The organism is Paraburkholderia sp. GAS448 (assembly GCF_050435685.1).
Taxonomy (GTDB): domain Bacteria; phylum Pseudomonadota; class Gammaproteobacteria; order Burkholderiales; family Burkholderiaceae; genus Paraburkholderia.
This window is the reverse complement of the sequence record NZ_JBNDKT010000011.1, coordinates 46,227-64,829: the sequence shown is the minus strand read 5'-3', so window position 1 is coordinate 64,829 and position 18,603 is coordinate 46,227. Positions and strand designations below refer to the sequence as shown.

The 18,603-nt window shown below is 61.5% G+C and carries 19 protein-coding genes; 4 read left to right on the top strand and 15 right to left on the bottom strand.

The window, feature by feature from the left end; genetic code table 11:
• The first annotated feature begins 252 nt into the window (after positions 1-252).
• On the top strand, positions 253-978 hold the full coding sequence (locus P3T23_RS20830) for a glycine zipper 2TM domain-containing protein (protein ID WP_429318025.1): 726 nt from the start codon (positions 253-255) through the stop codon (positions 976-978).
• 121 nt (positions 979-1,099) lie between these two features.
• On the opposite strand, the gene iscX is transcribed toward P3T23_RS20830, so the two are convergent.
• The 10 genes from iscX to P3T23_RS20780 all read right to left on the bottom strand — a co-directional run bounded on the left by iscX (position 1,100) and on the right by P3T23_RS20780 (position 8,068).
• Positions 1,100-1,297, bottom strand: coding sequence for a Fe-S cluster assembly protein IscX (gene iscX, locus P3T23_RS20825; RefSeq protein ID WP_429318024.1), 198 nt, complete (start codon positions 1,295-1,297; stop codon positions 1,100-1,102).
• A 15-nt stretch (positions 1,298-1,312) separates the two neighbouring features.
• The gene (gene fdx / locus P3T23_RS20820) at positions 1,313-1,654 is read right to left on the bottom strand and encodes an ISC system 2Fe-2S type ferredoxin (protein WP_133662744.1); all 342 of its coding nucleotides are present in this window, start codon (positions 1,652-1,654) and stop codon (positions 1,313-1,315) included.
• Positions 1,655-1,770: 116 nt separating this feature from the next.
• The gene (hscA, locus tag P3T23_RS20815) at positions 1,771-3,642 is read right to left on the bottom strand and encodes a Fe-S protein assembly chaperone HscA (RefSeq protein WP_429318023.1); all 1,872 of its coding nucleotides are present in this window, start codon (positions 3,640-3,642) and stop codon (positions 1,771-1,773) included.
• A 74-nt stretch (positions 3,643-3,716) separates the two neighbouring features.
• A complete protein-coding gene (hscB, locus tag P3T23_RS20810) occupies positions 3,717-4,244 on the bottom strand; it encodes a Fe-S protein assembly co-chaperone HscB (protein ID WP_429318022.1) in 528 nt (175 codons plus the stop codon).
• 91 nt (positions 4,245-4,335) lie between these two features.
• Positions 4,336-4,659: an iron-sulfur cluster assembly protein IscA gene (iscA, locus tag P3T23_RS20805; RefSeq protein WP_133662741.1), complete on the bottom strand. Its 324-nt coding sequence runs from the start codon at positions 4,657-4,659 to the stop codon at positions 4,336-4,338.
• A 136-nt stretch (positions 4,660-4,795) separates the two neighbouring features.
• Complete coding sequence (gene iscU, locus P3T23_RS20800; RefSeq protein WP_429318021.1) at positions 4,796-5,215, bottom strand: Fe-S cluster assembly scaffold IscU; 420 nt, start codon at positions 5,213-5,215, stop codon at positions 4,796-4,798.
• 75 nt (positions 5,216-5,290) lie between these two features.
• Positions 5,291-6,514 (bottom strand): IscS subfamily cysteine desulfurase, encoded by a 1,224-nt coding sequence (locus P3T23_RS20795; RefSeq protein WP_429318020.1) that lies wholly within the window; start codon positions 6,512-6,514, stop codon positions 5,291-5,293.
• An 88-nt stretch (positions 6,515-6,602) separates the two neighbouring features.
• The gene (gene iscR, locus P3T23_RS20790) at positions 6,603-7,130 is read right to left on the bottom strand and encodes a Fe-S cluster assembly transcriptional regulator IscR (RefSeq protein WP_429318019.1); all 528 of its coding nucleotides are present in this window, start codon (positions 7,128-7,130) and stop codon (positions 6,603-6,605) included.
• A 114-nt stretch (positions 7,131-7,244) separates the two neighbouring features.
• A complete protein-coding gene (locus P3T23_RS20785; RefSeq protein WP_429318018.1) occupies positions 7,245-7,727 on the bottom strand; it encodes a low molecular weight protein-tyrosine-phosphatase in 483 nt (160 codons plus the stop codon).
• A 104-nt stretch (positions 7,728-7,831) separates the two neighbouring features.
• The gene (locus P3T23_RS20780) at positions 7,832-8,068 is read right to left on the bottom strand and encodes a hypothetical protein (RefSeq protein ID WP_429318017.1); all 237 of its coding nucleotides are present in this window, start codon (positions 8,066-8,068) and stop codon (positions 7,832-7,834) included.
• 267 nt (positions 8,069-8,335) lie between these two features.
• Here P3T23_RS20780 and P3T23_RS20775 point away from each other — a divergent pair, with 267 nt between their 5' ends.
• Positions 8,336-8,806, top strand: a complete 471-nt coding sequence (locus P3T23_RS20775; protein ID WP_429318016.1) for a hypothetical protein — start codon at positions 8,336-8,338, stop codon at positions 8,804-8,806.
• Between the two features lie 72 nt (positions 8,807-8,878).
• Here P3T23_RS20775 and P3T23_RS20770 read toward each other — a convergent pair whose 3' ends face one another.
• Positions 8,879-10,291: a lactate utilization protein B gene (locus P3T23_RS20770; protein WP_429318015.1), complete on the bottom strand. Its 1,413-nt coding sequence runs from the start codon at positions 10,289-10,291 to the stop codon at positions 8,879-8,881.
• Positions 10,292-10,345: 54 nt separating this feature from the next.
• Entirely contained in the window at positions 10,346-11,068 is a 723-nt protein-coding gene (locus P3T23_RS20765; RefSeq protein WP_429318014.1) for a (Fe-S)-binding protein, read from the bottom strand.
• 181 nt (positions 11,069-11,249) lie between these two features.
• Between P3T23_RS20765 and P3T23_RS20760 the strand changes: the two genes are divergently transcribed.
• Entirely contained in the window at positions 11,250-12,056 is an 807-nt protein-coding gene (locus tag P3T23_RS20760; protein WP_429318013.1) for an IclR family transcriptional regulator, read from the top strand.
• Positions 12,057-12,154: 98 nt separating this feature from the next.
• On the opposite strand, the gene pbpG is transcribed toward P3T23_RS20760, so the two are convergent.
• Complete coding sequence (gene pbpG, locus P3T23_RS20755; RefSeq protein ID WP_429318012.1) at positions 12,155-13,312, bottom strand: D-alanyl-D-alanine endopeptidase; 1,158 nt, start codon at positions 13,310-13,312, stop codon at positions 12,155-12,157.
• 760 nt (positions 13,313-14,072) lie between these two features.
• Here pbpG and P3T23_RS20750 point away from each other — a divergent pair.
• Complete coding sequence (locus P3T23_RS20750) at positions 14,073-14,645, top strand: phasin family protein (RefSeq protein WP_429318011.1); 573 nt, start codon at positions 14,073-14,075, stop codon at positions 14,643-14,645.
• A 269-nt stretch (positions 14,646-14,914) separates the two neighbouring features.
• On the opposite strand, the gene lpdA is transcribed toward P3T23_RS20750, so the two are convergent.
• Both lpdA and aceF read right to left on the bottom strand, forming a co-directional pair.
• Complete coding sequence (gene lpdA, locus P3T23_RS20745; RefSeq protein ID WP_429318010.1) at positions 14,915-16,699, bottom strand: dihydrolipoyl dehydrogenase; 1,785 nt, start codon at positions 16,697-16,699, stop codon at positions 14,915-14,917.
• A 254-nt stretch (positions 16,700-16,953) separates the two neighbouring features.
• Entirely contained in the window at positions 16,954-18,591 is a 1,638-nt protein-coding gene (aceF, locus tag P3T23_RS20740) for a dihydrolipoyllysine-residue acetyltransferase (RefSeq protein WP_429318009.1), read from the bottom strand.
• Between the last annotated feature and the right edge of the window lie 12 nt (positions 18,592-18,603).

Sequence of the window (18,603 nt, the reverse complement as noted above, 5' to 3'; positions counted from 1 at the left end):
CAACGCCGGGCGCGTCCGATGGTTTGTAACTATCGGTAAAAGCTGCAGGGGTCTCGACCGCCTGCTCGCGGCCTCCTTGTCCCTTCTCCCCCCGGATTCAAGATCCAACGGCACCAGACCACGATCTACGTCCGATGCCATTTCCGGGCAGGCGCGGGAATGGTTACAAATTGAAACCTTGGGTTTTTAGAATTGTCGGAGACTGTGTGTCGAAACCAGGCAACGCTAACTCTGCTCGAGACGGAGGTCGAAATGGACAATCCCAACACACAAACCACGCAAAAAAACCGTCTTCATCCGCTTGTCGCTGCTGCAGCTGGCGCAGTTATCGTCGGTGCTTTGGCCGCCACGGCCGCAGTAACGGGCGTATTTCCGAAGGCAGGCGGCACCAACGCGCAGACGGATCAGACACAGGCAGCCCAGATTGCATCGCAGCCGGTTGTCGATTCGGCGAGCCCCGCCAACCCGGCAACTTACGCACAGCAGCAACAGCCTGCCCAACAGAGCGCCCAACAGCCCGTCCAGCAACAGGCTGAACCGCAACCGGCCCCGCGTGCCCCCGCTGCGGCCCAGCAACCTCAGTATGCGCAACAGCCGCAAGCGCAACCGCAGTACGCCCAGCAGGCCCCGGCACAGCCGGCCTACTGCCAGAGTTGCGGTACGGTCGAAGCCATCTCCGCGGTCAAGACTGAAGGTCATGGGACGGGTATTGGCGCGGTTGGTGGCGCAGTCGCAGGCGGCGTAGTCGGCAACCAGTTCGGCGCAGGCAATGGCCGTACCGCCATGACGCTGCTCGGTGCGCTTGGCGGCGGTTTGGCCGGCAACTCGGTCGAAAAACATCTGCGCAGCACGACCAGCTATTCAGTGCGCGTACACATGGAAAACGGCAAGACGCGTTACTTCACCTATCACGAGGCGCCGCCATTCCAGCAAGGGCAACGCGTGCGGGTCGAGAACGGCACGCTCGTCGCCGGTTGAGATGTTTTCCTTTCCGGGCGCGCGTTCCGTACGCCGTCGTCGGAAGTAAAAAAGGCGATTCCACTGGAATCGCCTTTTCTGCCTTTGCGCTGTCTGGTTCTTCTCGAACGGTCGATACCTGTCAGTAATCCGCGTCTTCGATCCAGGCTGCCTGGATCGCTTCCAGGATCTTCTCGTTCGACCGGTTCGGATCGTCATCGAAGCCGTCCAGTTCCATCACCCAGCGGTGCAGATCGGTGAAGCGCACCGTTTGCGGGTCGACGTCCTGGTGTTTGTCGGTCAGGGCCATCGCGATCTCCTGCGTGTCGGTCCATTTCATGGCTGCTCGCTCCTCTTAGTGATTTTCCTTCGCGTGGTTAATCGAGTAACGCGGGATTTCGACGACGAGATCCTGCTCGCCGGGAACCACGGCCTGGCACGACAGACGCGATTCGGGTTCGAGACCCCATGCCTTGTCCAGCAGATCGTCCTCGTCTTCTTCCGACGGCGTGAGCGCGTTGAAGCCTTCACGTACGATCACGTGACACGTCGTGCACGCGCACGACTTCTCACAGGCATGCTCGATCTCGATACCGTGTTCGAGCAGGCTGTCGCAGATGCTCTTGCCTGGAACGGCATCGATCACCGCGCCCTCCGGGCACAGCTCGACGTGAGGCAGCACAACGATTTGAGGCATACGTTTTCCGGTTCTCTGTGAAGCACGGCTGCCAGCAGCAGCCGGGCTCCCTGTCATTTTACTGGTGACACGCGCCTTTTTGACACGCGTCACATGATTCGTGGGGATAAAGCGGATCAGATCTCGTCGAGCTTGCGGCCCGCGAGCGCGCGCCGGATACCCTTGTTCATGCGGCGTGCGGCGAATTCGTCGGTGCCTTCGGCGAGCGCCTTGGTCGCGGCTTCGACGGTGTCGACATCGTCGCCTTGTGCGACGTTGCGCAGCGCCGTCAACAGCGTGTCGAGTTGCGCGCGTTCGGCTTCGTCGAGCAGTTCGCCGTCGGCCGCGAGTGCCGCGTCCGTCGCCTCGATAAGACGCTGCGCTTCGACCTGCGCCTCGCGCAGCGCGCGGGCGCGCATGTCGACTTCGGCCGTCGTAAAGCTCTCTTCGAGCATGCGCGCCACCTCGTCGTCAGCGAGACCGTAGGACGGTTTCACCACGACCGAGGCTTCCACGCCCGAATGCTGCTCGCGCGCGAACACCGACAGCAGACCATCCGCATCGACCTGATAGGTCACACGGATGCGCGCCGCACCGGCCGCCATCGGCGGAATGCCGCGCAGCTCGAAGCGCGCGAGCGAACGACAGTCGGCCACCAGTTCGCGCTCACCCTGGACGACGTGAATCGCCATCGCCGTCTGGCCGTCCTTGAATGTCGTGAAGTCCTGCGCGCGGGCGACTGGAATGGTCGAGTTCCGCGGGATGATCTTCTCGGTCAGTCCGCCCATTGTCTCGACGCCAAGCGACAGCGGGATGACGTCGAGCAGCAGCCAGTCGTCGCCGTCCGCGCTGCGGTTGCCTGCGAGCAGATCAGCCTGGATCGCCGCGCCAAGCGCGACAACCTGATCCGGATCGAGATTGATCAGCGGCGGCTGGCCGAAGTACGTCTCGACCGCGCGGCGGATCACCGGCATGCGCGTCGCCCCGCCAACCAGCACTACACCTTTGATGTCCGCCGGCGTGACTTTCGCGTCACGCAACGCCTTTCTCGTCGGACCGAGCGTACGCTGCACGAGGTCCTTCGTGAGGCCTTCGAACGTCGCTTCATCGACCGTCAGATCGAGCGCCGTGCCATTCGCCAGCGACACGGTGAGCTTTGCCTGCGGCGCGCCCGAAAGGGCTTCTTTCAGCACGCGGACGTTATCGAGCAGCAGCCGAACGTCTTCCGGCACGAGCGTCTGAGGGGCGATGCCCGCCTGCGCGAGCACATGGCGGTACAGTGCGTGGTCGAAATCGTCGCCGCCGAGCGCGGAATCGCCGCCGGCAGCCAGCACTTCGAAAACGCCCTTCGTGAGCTTGAGGATCGACAGGTCGAACGTGCCGCCGCCAAGGTCGTAGACCGCGTATAGACCCTCGGAACCGTTGTCGAGCCCGTAGGCGATCGCCGCGGCCGTCGGCTCATTCAACAGGCGCAGTACGTTCAGCCCTGCCAGACGCGCGGCATCCTTGGTCGCCTGGCGCTGCGCTTCGTCGAAATAGGCCGGCACCGTGATCACCGCGCCGACCAGCTCGTCGCCGAGCGTATCTTCGGCGCGCTGACGCAGCGTGGCGAGAATCTCCGCCGATACTTCGACGGGGCTCTTCACGCCGTCGACCGTGCGGATCTGGACCATGCCAGGCGCATCGACGAAATCGTAGGGCGCATTTTCCGCGCCTTCCACTTCGCTTTTGCCGCGGCCCATGAAACGCTTGACCGAGACGATCGTGTTGCGCGGATCGGTCGCCGCTTCGGCCTTCGCCGTTCGGCCGATCCGGCGACCGCCCTTTTCGAGGTAGCGCACCACCGACGGCAACAGCACGTGACCGTCTTCGTCGGGCAGTACGTCGGGCACGCCGCTGCGCACGGCGGCGACGAGGGAATTCGTGGTGCCGAGGTCGATGCCGACAGCGAGCCGTCGCTGATGCGGCGCTGGCGCCATGCCGGGTTCGGAGATTTGCAGTAAAGCCATCTGTGATCTTCTTCGGGGATCGTTCGACCCGCTAATGTTTGATTCGCGACAAATGAGGTGTCTGGGTGCGCAGACTAGTTCTCGAGCTTTTCGATCTGCGCGCCGATTTCCGACGCCACCCGCTCGATGAACATCATTTGCCGCACCGCTTCACCTGCCGCCTGGTTCGCGCCGCTGTCAAGCAGCGCGCCGAGCTTCGTCAGGCGTACACGCTCTTCGTCGCGCAGTTCATTGAGGAGCGCATCGAGGGCGTCGATATTCTTCGCCGCAGCGGCGTCTTCGATGCCTTCGCGCCATTCCATCTGCTGCATGAGGAACGCCGGCTCCATCGCCGTATTGTTATGCGCGCCGACGTCGATGCCGCGCAGCGACAGCAGGTAGGTGGCACGCTTGAGTGGATCGCGCAACGTCTGGTACGCCTCGTTCGTGCGCGTCGCCCACTGCATCGCGATGCGCTTTTGCGCATCGCCAGCTGCGGCAAAGCGGTCGGGGTGAACCTGGGCCTGAACGGTGCGGTAAGCGTGGTCGAGCGCGTGTGCGTCGATCGTGAATTGCGCCGGCAGGTTGAACAGGTCGAAGTGACTGTCGGTCAGCGAGGCCATCGAATTACGTCGTCCGTTGAAGAGATGCGCCAATGTGCACCGGAAAATTAAAAAGGCGGCCCGCGCCGCCTTTTTCCCGCTTCGCGCGGACTCACACGCGGAACGATTCGCCGCAACCGCACTCGTCCTTCACGTTCGGGTTGTTGAACTTGAAACCTTCGTTCAACCCCTCTCGTGCGAAGTCGAGTTCAGTGCCGTCGATATAGGCGAGGCTCTTCGGATCGACAATGAGCTTCACGCCGTTGCAGTCGAATACCTGATCTTCCGGCGCAAGTTCGTCTACATATTCCAGCTTGTAGGCGAGACCCGAGCATCCGGTCGTGCGCACACCGACCCGCAACCCGACACCCTTGCCGCGTCGCGTCAGATACTTCTGAACGTGCTGTGCTGCCTTTTCGGTCAACGTAATTGCCATAGCGTTTCTCATTGCGCAGGACCTCGTGTTTTCACGCGCCCTGCGACCCTGCCTGCATCCAATATCGCTCGTGCCGGACGGCCACGCGCCTGCGCGCCCGCCTTGCTTCCCTGCTACCCGCGCCCAGCCGGGGCGCTTAAGCGGCTTGCTGCTTCTCGCCTGCTTCGACGGCTTCGCCGCCGTGACGCTGCTTGTAATCGGCGACCGCTGCCTTGATCGCATCTTCCGCGAGGATCGAGCAGTGGATCTTCACCGGCGGCAGCGCGAGTTCTTCTGCGATCTGCGTGTTCTTGATCGACATTGCCTGGTCCAACGTCTTGCCCTTCACCCATTCGGTGACAAGCGAGCTCGACGCAATCGCCGAACCGCAGCCGTACGTCTTGAACTTCGCGTCTTCGATGATGCCGTCCGCGCCCACGCGGATCTGCAGCTTCATCACGTCGCCGCATGCCGGCGCGCCGACCATGCCGGTGCCGACTGCATCGTCGTCCTTCGCGAAGGAACCAACGTTGCGCGGGTTTTCGTAATGGTCCAGAACCTTGTTGCTATAAGACATGATTAAACTCCTTGATTCGATTCAATCTGCATTCGGTGTCGATCGCCGATGCCAATGTGGCACCAATGCGGCGCGTCAGTGCGCAGCCCACTTGATGGTCGAAATATCGATACCGTCCTGATGCATTTCCCACAGCGGCGACAGGTCGCGCAGCTTGGCAATCTTGCTCTTCAACAGGTTGATCACGTAGTCGACGTCCTGTTCCGTCGTGAAACGGCCGACCGTGAAGCGGATCGAGCTGTGCGCCAGTTCGTCGTTGCGGCCGAGCGCGCGCAGCACATACGACGGCTCCAGCGAAGCCGACGTGCACGCCGAACCCGACGACACCGCGACGTCCTTGACTGCCATGATCAGCGACTCGCCTTCGACGAAGTTGAAGCTGATGTTCAGGTTGTGCGGAACACGCTTTTCCATGTCGCCGTTCACATACGTTTCTTCGATTTCCGAGAGGCCGCGCAGCAGACGGTCGCGCAACATGCGGACGCGCTCGTTTTCCGTCGCCATTTCTTCGCGCGCAATGCGGAACGCTTCGCCCATGCCGACGATCTGGTGCGTCGCCAGCGTGCCCGAGCGCATGCCGCGCTCGTGACCGCCGCCGTGCATCTGCGCTTCGATGCGCACGCGCGGCTTGCGGCGGACGTACAGCGCGCCGATGCCCTTCGGACCGTACGTCTTGTGCGCCGAGAACGACATCAGATCGACCTTCAGCTTTTGCAGGTCGATCTCGATCTTGCCGGTGGCCTGAGCCGCATCGACGTGAAAAATGATGCCCTTTTCGCGGCAGATTTCACCGATCGTCTCGATGTCCTGAACCACACCGATCTCATTGTTGACCGACATCACCGACACCAGAATCGTGTCCGGGCGCAGCGCAGCCTTGAACACGTCGAGGTCGATCAGGCCGTCGTCCTTCACGTCGAGGTAGGTGACTTCAAAGCCTTCGCGTTCGAGCTCGCGGCAGGTATCGAGCACAGCCTTATGCTCGGTCTTCACCGTGATGATGTGCTTGCCCTTGCTCTTGTAGAAGTGTGCGACACCCTTGATCGCCAGGTTGTCCGATTCGGTGGCGCCCGACGTCCAGATGATTTCGCGCGGGTCGGCATTCACGAGCGCCGCAACGTTCTCGCGCGCTTCCTCGACCGCACGTTCCGCCTCCCAGCCATACGAGTGGCTACGCGAGGCCGGATTGCCGAACTGCTCGCGCAGATACGGAATCATCTTGTCCACCACGCGCGGGTCGACCGGGGTCGTTGCGCTGTAATCCATGTAAATGGGCAGGTGGGGAATGTCGTTATTCATCAATCGCTCCGGGAAATCTATGTACTGGCTCTGGCTGGGGATCGGTTCGGGCCTGATGTCGCACCCTTTTCGCTTTTTTGCGCCTTGATTAACCGGCCAGGTTGAAAACGGAATTGGGTCCTTTCGGCGTGACACGCGTGGGCTCTACCGCTGGGGCCTCGCTGCGCCGGTCGCGTAGCACCGCCGGCGCGCCTTCGCGCGAGCGTTGCTGGTCGACGAGATCTTTCAGCGAGACCGAATCGAGGTACTCGACCATCTTCTGGTTCAGAGTCGACCACAGTTCGTGCGTCATGCAGTGACCGTCGTGCTGTTTCGTGCCTTCGCAGGTGCCCTTGCCGCCGCACTGGGTAGCATCGAGCGGCTCGTCGACGGCGATGATGATGTCCGCCACGGTGACGTCCTCGGCACGGCGGGCAAGATTGTAGCCGCCGCCCGGCCCGCGCACGGACTCGACGATCTCATGGCGCCGCAGCTTGCCAAACAGCTGCTCGAGGTAGGACAGGGAAATGTGCTGGCGCTGGCTGATACCCGCAAGCGTCACCGGGCCCTGCTCCTGGCGCAGCGCCAGGTCAATCATCGCCGTGACGGCGAAACGGCCTTTCGTGGTGAGTCTCATGATGTATTGGGAACCGCGATTCTCGACAATTTTCGTCAAGTATAAATACATGACAAATTTAGTCAAGTATCCCTATCCCCTTTCCGGTTATATAAAAGATAGAAGTCTGCCCTGTCAGCCCGTCAACCGCGGACGCAACGCCGCAATCAGGCCGCGGCAGGCCGCCTCGCACTGGTCGAGCACAAGCTCGAAACCTGCGTCACCGCCAAAATAGGGATCGGCGACTTCCCGGCGGTCCGCCGCCGGCGCAAATTCCATCAGCAGCCGGATCTTGTCGCGTTGCGCCGGTGGGCAAACGCGGTGCAACGCGTCGACATTGGCGCCGTCCATCGCGATCAGCAAATCGAAGCGCTCGAAATCGATGGCGCCAATCTGGCGGCCGCGCAACACTGACAGGTCGTAGCCACGCTGGCTCGCGGCGCGCTGGGCGCGCTCGTCCGGCGCCTGACCAATATGCCAGTCGCCGGTACCGGCCGAATCAATGACGATTCGTTCCGTCAATTTCGCCTCCGCCACCTGATGCCGCATCACGGCCTCCGCAGTAGGTGACCTGCAGATGTTCCCAAGACAGACAAAGCAGATGGAAACGGTTTTCATCGACGAACCATGGTGTGGCGGGATGACGACCGCCAAACCAGCGGCAACAAAATCGCGATTATACAAAGCCTGGCGAAATCACGTTTGAACTCGCCGAGCTGTATTTAGAAGGTGGGCGGTGCCGGTAGCGAAGCCGTCTCGCGCATGTTTTTGGTCGCCGCACTGGCGTCGTCGACGAGCCCGTACGACACCGCGCGAGCGAGTTCGGCAGTCAACTGACCGGCAGCGAGAGGTGCCTGAGACGCGCGCGAAGCGGCGTCGCTGCAAGCGTGAATGTAAGCGGCGGCGGCAAGCGGGAGGATCACCGCGAGTGGCCAGTACACCAATATTGTCTTTTTCATGATGTGTCTTATCTGGGATTGAGGCATGTGAGTTCGTGACCCACTTTGCCCAGTGGAAATCATAGATGGAGACGCAATCAGGAAAAACCCACCCCCGCGAGATACAGAGTTGTCCAGGATGAAACAGTGAGATCGTGGCGTTCGTCTTGCGGCGTCCGGATCCCGTGCGCTCACGAAAGAAATCCTTACAAAATCGAACAAAGCAGCCGTAACAAACAGGATAGAAAGGTGTCTTACCGACACGAAAGCTTTGCAGACCACCCCGCCATGAAACGCATTACCTCGATTTTCGCAATAGCGGCCACGGCCGCACTGGCCGGTTGCGCTGTGTACCCGGACGGCACGCCGGCGTACGGCGGCTACGCTCCTGGCTATGATCCCGGCTATGGCGATGGTTACGGCTATGGCGCTGCGCCCGTTCCGCAGTCGAATGTCTACCTGGGCTTTGGCGGCTACTCAGGGCCGTCGTACCACGATCATGGATACGGTCGCGGCTATGACCGTGGATATGATCACGGCTACAACCATGACCGGCCGCCTCCGCCGCCGCCGCAGCAGCAGGGCCACGGTGGCGGGCCAGGGCCGCAGGCGGGTAACGGATGGCGCGGCGGCGGGACCCCTGGCGCGGGAGTGGGGCGTTCGCCCCCACACGAAGGTGGCGGTCAGGGCGGCAGAGGGGATCGCGACTCTGGAAGGCAGAGTGCGCAGGACTACAACAGCGGCGGCAGCCGCCATTGATGCCCCGGTTGTCCGCCAAGCAGAGCGGCGCTGTTCTCCCCGCGCCGCTCTGCTTTCCTGAAACACAACGAGTCAGCCGATATAGCTGCGCTGAGCCGCGTACAACTCGCGGAAGGTCCGTCCGACTGGGGCGGGCATATCGCGCGTATTGGTCCAGCCCGAGCCGAGCGGCAAACGCGCAATCGCGCGCCGCTGTCCTCCCATGCGCTCGAGGATCCGTACTGCCAGCCTGGTCAACATCGCATAGGCATCCGGATGCAGCGCGAGATAACCCCATACCGCCAGCCCGAGCCGTTCACGCCACGGGCGCAGATGGCGCTCCATCTGCTTCTCCCGCAGTTTGCGCAGGAGATCCGAAAGCGGAATGCCGACCGGGCAGACGCTGTTGCACTCTCCGCATAGCGTCGCCGCCTGCGGCAGATCAAGCGCCTTGTCGATGCCGACATAGCTTGGCGTCAATACTGAGCCCATCGGCCCCGGATACACCCAGCCGTAAGCGTGGCCGCCTACCTTCTGATACACCGGGCAGTGATTCATGCAGGCACCGCAGCGGATACAGCGCAGCATTTCCTGGAAATCGCCACCAATCAGCCCCGTTCGCCCGCCGTCGACCAGCACCACATACATGTGTTCCGGGCCATCCTGCTCGTCAGGCGCACGCGGCCCGGTGAGCACCGAAAAGTAATTGGAGGTCGCCTGACCCGTCGCCGAACGCGGCAGCAGACGCATCGCCGTCGCGAGATCCTCGAGTGTCGGCAGGATTTTTTCGATACCCGTGACGGCCACATGGAAGCGCGGCATCACCGTACACATGCCTTCGTTGCCCTCGTTCGTCACCAGCGCCACCGAACCCGTCTCCGCAATCAGGAAGTTGCCTCCGGTCACGCCCATACCGGCTGTCATGAAATGCGGACGGAGCATCTCGCGCGCCTCGCGCGTCATGTCGGGAACCTCAGTCAGTCTGGGCCGCTGGTGCGTCTTCGCGAACAGGTCGGCGATCTCATCCTTGTCCTTGTGGATGACGGGCGCGATGATGTGGCTCGGCGCTTCGTTGTCATTGATCTGCAGGATGTACTCGCCGAGGTCGGTCTCGATCGACTGAACGCCCATTTCGCCGAGCACGGCGTTCAGGCGCATTTCTTCCGTGACCATCGACTTTGTCTTGATCACCTTCTTCACATTGTGCTTTCGCGCGATATCCGCGACAAGACGCGCGGCCGCCTGGGTCGTCTCCGCGTAGAGGACGGTCACGCCACGGCGGGTCGCCTCGCGCTCGAAGGTTTCCAGCCAGACATCGAGGTTTTCGAGCGCACGATTGCGGCGCTCCATGAGCGACGCGCGCGTTGCCTGGAAATCGATCTCGGTGATCGCAGCTGCGCGGGCCGAAACGAACTTCGTCGACAGCTTGGTGAGATTCTGCTGCAGACGCTGGTCGGCGAGCTTCTGGCCCGCGCGCGCCTTGAACTGCATCGATTGGACTTGCATGGCGGCCTTGGGAATCCGATAAGTGACGAACGGGCTGCGGAGCGCTGCAAGAGGTCAGGCGTCGCCGGCGAGCACCTGCGCAATGTGCAGCACGCGCGTCGTGTTGTCGCCGGTGCGTCGCAGGCGCCCTTCTATATTGAGCATGCACCCAAGGTCGCCAAGCACGACCGCACCGACGCCGCTGGTCCGGATGTTCGCGCACTTTTCGTCGACGATCGCCGTCGAGATGTCGCCGTATTTCACCGCAAATGTGCCGCCGAAGCCGCAACAGTGCTCGCAGTCCTTCATTTCGTTGACGGGCACGCCCACCTGCGCGAGCAGCGCGCGTGGCTGCGCCTTGACACCCAGTTCGCGCAACCCTGAACACGAATCGTGATAGGTCACAGGCCCTTCAAACTCGCCAGGCACCAGTTTGACGTGCGCCACGTCGGCAAGAAACGCCGTCAGTTCGAACACTTTGGGCTGAAGCCTCCCATAGCGGCCCATCAATTCCGGATCGTTCCGAAAAAGATCGCCGTAATGCGCACGGATCATGCCCCCGCAAGACCCCGACGGCACGACGATATAGTCGAACTGTTCGAACTCGCGCAATGTCTTCTCAGCGAGATCACGCGCGATGCGGCGCTCACCCGAGTTGTAGGCAGGCTGCCCGCAGCAGGTCTGGGCAGGCGGCACCACGACTTCGAAACCCGCACGCTCAATCAGCTTGATGACCGAAAATCCGATCTCCGGACGCATCAGGTCAATGAGACAGGTGACGAACAAACCGACTCGCATAAGCGCTCCTTCGGGAAAACGTCCCCGATTATCCGCTGTTTGGCGTGCAACTCCAACGCCAACGGCCCCGGCAAGCGCACAGTGCCGCAATCGGAGTTCCGCCTCGAACGGCGTTCGCTTTTTTCACAATACGAGATACAATTAGTTTTCCGTTGTCTGATGCGTCATCTGATTTCTCCCCATGAGCGACACCAACCCGGATCCCAAGACTTCGATCCAGGTGATCGAACGCATGATGCGCCTGCTGGACGCCCTTGCTGCGCATAGCGACCCGGTCAGCCTGAAAGAACTCGCCCAACGCACCGAGCTGCACCCTTCGACCGCCCATCGCATCCTGAACGACATGGTGACGTGCAGGCTGGTCGACCGGTCCGACCCGGGCACGTACCGGCTGGGCATGCGCCTCCTCGAACTCGGCAACCTGGTGAAAGCGCGCCTGTCGGTACGCGACGCCGCACTGATGCCGATGCGCGAACTGCACCGCCAGACTGGCCAGACGGTCAATCTATCGGTCCGTCAGGGCGACGAGATCGTCTATATCGAACGCGCGTATTCCGAACGCTCAGGCATGCAGGTCGTGCGTGCCATCGGCGGGCGGGCGCCGCTCCACCTGACTTCTGTCGGCAAGCTGTTTCTCGCCGCCGACGAATCGACCCGCGTACGCGCCTATGCCACCCGCACTGGCCTGTCGGGTCACACGCAGAACAGCATTACCGATCTCGCCAAGCTCGAGCGCGAATTGCTGCATGTGCGTCAACAATCCTGCGCGCGCGATAACGAAGAGCTCGAACTTGGTGTTCGCTGCATTGCGGCAGGCATCTATGACGATACGGGCAAGCTCGTTGCCGGGCTGTCGCTGTCCGCACCTGCCGACCGGCTGCAGGATTCCTGGCTCGGTCAACTGAGCCAGACCGCACTGGTCATTTCAGAGTCGCTCGGCTATCGGCCTGAAGCGCAACCGGGACAGGCTCACGCCCAGCACGCGTAACCGTTCGTTGCCCTGTTTCGGCTCGGCCGCATAAGCAAAAAGCCCCGCAACAGCGGGGCTTTTTGCTTTCAGACAGCCGTTCGCGAACAGCAAACAACTCAGGTACCCGAGCCGCCAGCGTCGGCGCTTGTGATATGCCCGTCACCACCGTTGTCCAGCCACGTACGCAAGCGCGTCGCATCGGCGAAACGCGAATACTTGCCCGACGAATCGAGCAGCACGATGATCATCGGATGGCCATTGATGGTTGTCTGCATCACGAGACATTCGCCCGCTTCGTTGATGAAGCCGGTCTTCTGCAGACCGATATCCCACGTCGGGTTGCGCACCAGCGCGTTCGTGCTGTTGTACGCGAGCATGCGCTTGCCCGTGTTCACCTCATAGCTGCGGTCAGTCGAGAAACGACGAATCATCGGGTATTGATACGCCGCGTTCACCATCTTCACGAGATCGCGAGCGCTCGAGACGTTCTGGCTCGTCAGACCCGTCGGGTTCTCGAAGTGCGTGTCGTTCATGCCGAGAGCCTTCGCCTTCGCGTTCATCGCCGCGAGGAACGCTGGCCGGCCGCCCGGGAAATAGCGCGACAGCGCGGCCGCCGCGCGGTTTTCCGACGCCATCAACGCGATATGCAGCATGTCCTCGCGTGACAGCACCGAGCCGACAGACAGGCGCGAGCCCGTGTTCTTCTCGTAATCGCGATCTTCGTCGGTAACCTCGATCTGCTCGGTCATTGCCGCTTTCGAGTCAAGCACCACCATCGCGGTCATCAGCTTGGTGATCGACGCGATCGGCACGACGGCGCGCGAATTTTTGTCGAAGAGCGGTTCGGACGAATTCTGATCGACCACGTACGCCACGCTGGAACGCAACATCAGTGCGTCGGGCGTCTCATGCAGCCCAAACGCCTGACCGACGGTGGGTTGACGCGGTTCGAAGGCGACCCTGCGCATGGCCAAATGATGGCGGCCGTTCATCGTGTAAGAGACGCGCTTTTTCTTCACCACGGTGCGCGGCGCATCATCGGCGTTCGCCGCCACAGCTTTCGCTGTCTTCGGCGACCCGGCTGCTGCCGCAGCGGTCTTTTTAGCGGAACGGGTAGCCTTCGCCGGCTTGGCGGGCGCGGTGGTCGACGCGGCAAAAGCGTCGATCGGCGCTGCGAACGCCGCTGTGATGACGAGGGAAGCGGCCACCGACAGAGCGGTGCCCAAGGCCGCGCCGTGGATCACTTTCAGCGACGAAAACATGTCGGTTTTCATTGGTGTTCTGTATAGAGCGGCTCGAGTTGTCCGCAAGTGTAGTAAAGCCACGAAAAATTAGCAATATTAAGCACTTAAACGCGCTCTTTAAACCGGCTTGTAAGGTCCGATTGTAAATTACCAATAAGTACGGCGCGCCCGATCAGAAAAAACGATCAGAAGCGCCGGAATTCGTTTGCGCATCAAGCTGAGCTCGATATCTGACTCCCAGCATAACGGCAAATTCGAAACAATCTTGATCAGGGGAAATACGCTGTCGTTACTGACAACCGGCATCCGGATGCCGGCCTGATGGCCGGGAACGGCCTCCGGGCTGCCGTCGACGTCGCTCCGCAACAGTCTTAAGCAGTCGCTGCGGAACCTCGTACGCGCATTCGACCTTGAAGTACCTGTAACGTTCAATGACAGATTTTGGTTTACTTGCCTTGACGATTTCCGGCCTCCAGGCTGGCCTGCTTCCCTATCGCAATACGCCCGCGGCAGTGCGCCGGGAGCCAGCATTTCGCGCACCAGCGCGGTGCGACGACTTTTTCCGGCGCGGTCATCCCAATGTCATAGGTACTTCATAACCTGTTGTTTCATCGATAATTTCTCGCTATTGTGCGACGCACAAAAAGTGCTTGACATTCAAAACGGCTGTCCTAAAATGGTAACCATTGTTGCGATGCACAAAACATCGTTACCGATTGTGTAGTTGACTGGTTTTGCCATTAACCCAACACGGTCTGCACCAGACGGATCGTATTCCAGGAGCGTAAACATGACTCTGCTGACCCCTGAGCAAATCGCCGCAGCACAAAAAACCAACCTCGAAACCCTGTTTGGCCTGACGGCCAAGGCGTTCGAAGGCGTCGAAAAGCTCGTCGAACTGAACCTGCAAGTGGTGAAGTCGACGCTCGCGGAAAGCCAGGAAAATGCACAACGTGCTCTTTCGGTGAAGGACGCGCAGGAACTCCTCACGCTGCAAGCCAGCCTCGCGCAACCGGTGGCTGAAAAGGTCCTGTCGTACGGCCGTCACGTGTATGAAATCGCATCGGCAACGCAAGCTGAATTTGCCCGCGTCGCTGAAGCACAGTATGAAGAGCAGAACCGCAAGGTGCAGTCGCTCGTCGAGAACGTCGCGAAGAATGCTCCGGCCGGTTCGGAAACCGCTGTCGCTGTGATCAAGTCGGCCATCACCGCCGCCAACACCACGTACGAAACGGTCCACAAGGCTACGAAGCAAGCCGTCGAAATCGCTGAAAGCAACTTCAACGCAGCGGCTACCGCCGCGTCGAAGGCTGCCTCCCAGGCAGCAGCGCAGGCATCGCGCTCCGCCAAGAAGGCTGTTTAAGCTAAACGGACGTCGGTAACCTCCAGACGAAGCAACAGCGCCACGCAGTTCGCCGTGTAACGCGGCCACTGCGTGGCCCGACGCTCCGATACGTTCGAACAGTGCGTATCGTTTTCCCGGCCACCGCCGGGTTCTTTTTTTGGAGCGCCGGTTTTGTCGGCTGTCAGGCCGGCTTTCCTGGCGGTTGACCGGTCTGCCGTTACATCCCAGCCGAAAAAAACGGCGCGCCCCATCAAGGGCGCGCCGTTTTGCCTTGTCCCCTGCGGGGGTTACTTCTTTTTCTGCGGAGGCAGATCCGTACAGACGCCTTCATACAACTCGGCAGCCATACCGATCGATTCGCCAAGCGTCGGGTGCGGGTGGATCGTCTTGCCGATATCCGTCGCGTCCGCGCCCATTTCGACGGCCAGACAGACTTCGCTGATCAGGTCGCCAGCGTTCAGACCGACGATGCCGCCACCGATCACGCGGTGCGTCGCCTCGTCGAAGATCAGCTTCGTGAAGCCTTCGTCGCGGCCATTGGCAATCGCACGGCCCGAAGCGGCCCACGGGAACACCGCCTTGCCGTATTTGATGCCTTCGGCCTTGCACTGGTCTTCCGTCTTGCCGGCCCATGCCACTTCCGGATCCGTGTACGCCACCGACGGAATCTGCAGCGCGTCGAAGTACGCTTTCTCGCCGTGCGCCACTTCCGCGGCGACGTGCGCTTCGTGCACGGCCTTGTGCGCCAGCATCGGCTGACCGATGATGTCGCCGATCGCGAAGATGTGCGGCACATTCGTGCGCATCTGCTTGTCGACTTCGATGAAGCCACGGTCCGTGACCGCAACGCCCGCCTTCTCCGCACCGATCTTCCTGCCGTTCGGGCTGCGTCCCACTGCGACGAGCACGAGGTCATAACGTTGCGCTTCGGCCGGCGCCTTTTCGCCTTCGAACGACACGTAAATACCGTCGTCCTTCGCGACGGCTCCGGTCGTTTTGGTCTTCAGCATCACGTTCGCGAAACGCTTGCTGTTGTACTTCTCCCAGACCTTGACGAGATCGCGGTCAGCGCCTGCCATCAGAATGTCGAGCATTTCGACGACTTCGATCTGCGCGCCGAGCGTCGCGTACACGGTTGCCATTTCGAGACCGATGATGCCACCGCCGACGACGAGCATGCGCTGCGGAATCTGGCGCAACTCCAGCGCGCCGGTCGAATCGACGACGCGCGGATCGTCCGGCATGAACGGCAGCTTCACGGCCTCCGAACCGGCTGCGATGATCGCCTGTTTGAACTTGACGACCTTCTTGCCGCTTTCGGTCTGCACTTCCATATGGTGCGGATCGACGAATGTACCGGTGCCCGTTACGACTTCGACTTTGCGCATCTTCGCCATGCCGGCGAGGCCGCCGGTCAGCTTCCTGACGACGCCCGACTTGAAGTCGCGCAGCTTGTCGAGATCGATCTGCGGCTTGCCGAACGTGATGCCGTGCGAGCCGAGCGCTTCGGCCTCATCGATAACGAGGGCCGTATGTAGCAGCGCCTTCGACGGAATACAGCCGACGTTCAGACACACACCGCCGAGCGTCGCATAACGTTCGACGAGCACGGTCTTCATACCGAGGTCGGCCGAGCGGAACGCAGCCGAATAGCCGCCGGGGCCCGAGCCGAGCACGACCATGTCGCACTCGATATCCGCGTTGCCCGAAAAACTGCCGGCCTGCGGCGCAGCGGTAGCCTGCTTCTGCGCTGCCGGTTGTGCGGCCGCTTGCGCAGGCGCTTTCTCAGGCTCTTTCGCGGCTTCTACAGACGCTGCTTTGGCCGATCCGGCACCGGCCGACTCGACGATAGCGATGACGGTGCCTTCCGATACCTTGTCACCGGTTTTGACCCTGACTTCCTTGACGGTGCCAGCGGTATCGCTCGGTACTTCGATGGAAGCCTTGTCGGATTCGAGCGTCATCAGCGCCTGTTCAACCTCGATGACGTCGCCCGGTTTGATATTCACTTCGATGACATCGACATCCTTGAAATCACCGATGTCCGGTACCTTCACTTCGACGAGACTCATTACTGTCCCCTTCTCTTATTGACCGGGTTGATGACGGAGCGCCGCCGAAAGATTGTTTTCATCGGGCCTGAAAGCTGGCCTTTACCTACTTTTCTTTGGAAGACGCCCCGAAGGAAGTCCCCTTGCGGGACAAGGAAAAGTAGGTGCCGCCCCGCACAGGGGCAGCGCCAATTGACCGACGAGAAAGCAGGTTCAGCGAGCGACGTGGATAAAAGTCAAATCCACGTCCCAGCGCCAGCGCGTCCAAGCAACAATCAAAGAATCACACGCCGGAAATCGGCAAGAATCGCAGCAAGATAAGCGTTGAAGCGAGCCGCTTCAGCGCCATCGATCACGCGATGGTCGTAAGACAACGACATCGGCAGGATCAGCCGCGGCACGAACTGCTTGCCATCCCAAACCGGCTTCATCGCGCCGCGCGACAGGCCGAGAATCGCGACTTCAGGCGCATTGATGATCGGCGTGAAATGCGTCCCGCCAATCCCGCCCAGCGACGAAATCGAGAAACATCCGCCCTGCATCTGATCCGGCTTCAGCTTGCCTTCGCGGGCTGCCTTCGACAGATCGGCCATTTCCTTCGCGATATCGACGAGCCCCTTCCTGTCCGCATCGCGGATCACCGGCACGACGAGCCCATTCGGCGTATCGGCGGCAAACCCGACGTGGTAGTACTGCTTGAAGACGAGGTTGTCGCCATCGAGGCTCGCGTTGAACGTCGGGAATTTCTTCAAGGCGAACACCACCGCCTTGATCACGAATGCCAGCATCGTGAACTTCACGCCAGCCTTCTCATGTTCCTTGTTCAGTTGCACGCGCAACGCTTCGAGTTCGGTGATGTCCGCTTCGTCGTTGTTCGTGACGTGCGGGATCATGACCCAGTTGCGATGCAGGTTCGCGCCCGAGATCTTCTTGATGCGCGACAGCGGCTTCGGATCGACCGGACCGAACTTCGCGAAATCGACCTTCGGCCACGGCAGCAGATTCAGCTCGCCGCCACCTGCTGCAGCCGGCGCAGCCGCCGGTGCCGCGCGCTGGCCTGTCATCACACCCTTCACGAAAGCGGTGATGTCGTCCTGCGTGATGCGGCCCTTCGGACCCGTACCCTGCACACGCGACACATCCACCCCCAGCTCGCGTGCGAACTTGCGCACTGAAGGCGAAGCATGGCTCGCGCTGCGTGTACCGCCCTCGCCCGCCGGAATCAGCGGGGCCTGAGCGAGCGCAGACGGCGCGGCCGGAGCCGGCGCAGGCGCCTGTGGCGCATCGGACGGCGGCTCTACTTCATGCTTCGGCGCCGGCGCAGCAGCAGCTGCGCCACCCGCGCTTTCGAGCAGCACGATCACGGAGCCTTCCGACACCGCATCGCCCACCTTGACCTTGATTTCCTTCACAACGCCGGCGGCCGGGCTCGGCACATCCATGGTCGCCTTGTCGGACTCGAGCGTGACGAGCGACTGTTCCTTCTCGACCCTGTCGCCGACCTTCACGCCGATCTCGATCACCGGCACATTCTTGTAGTCGCCGATGTCGGGCACCTTCACTTCCTGCACAGCGCCGCCCGCAGCGGGCGCGGCAGCCGGCGCCGCGGCCGGAGCAGCAGGCGCCGCAGCGGCAGGCTGAGCCGCAGCCGGGGCTGCCGCCGCGCCACCTGCAGCGCTTTCCAGCACGACGATCAGCGAGCCTTCCGACACGTTGTCGCCGACCTTCACCTTCACTTCCTTGATCGTGCCCGCAGCCGAACTGGGCACATCCATCGTCGCCTTGTCGGATTCGAGCGTAACGAGCGACTGCTCTTTTTCGACGGTATCACCCGCCTTCACCAGCACCTCGATCACAGGGATGTCCTTGTAATCGCCGATGTCCGGGACTTTGACTTCGATCGCTTGACTCATTGTTAGTGTCTC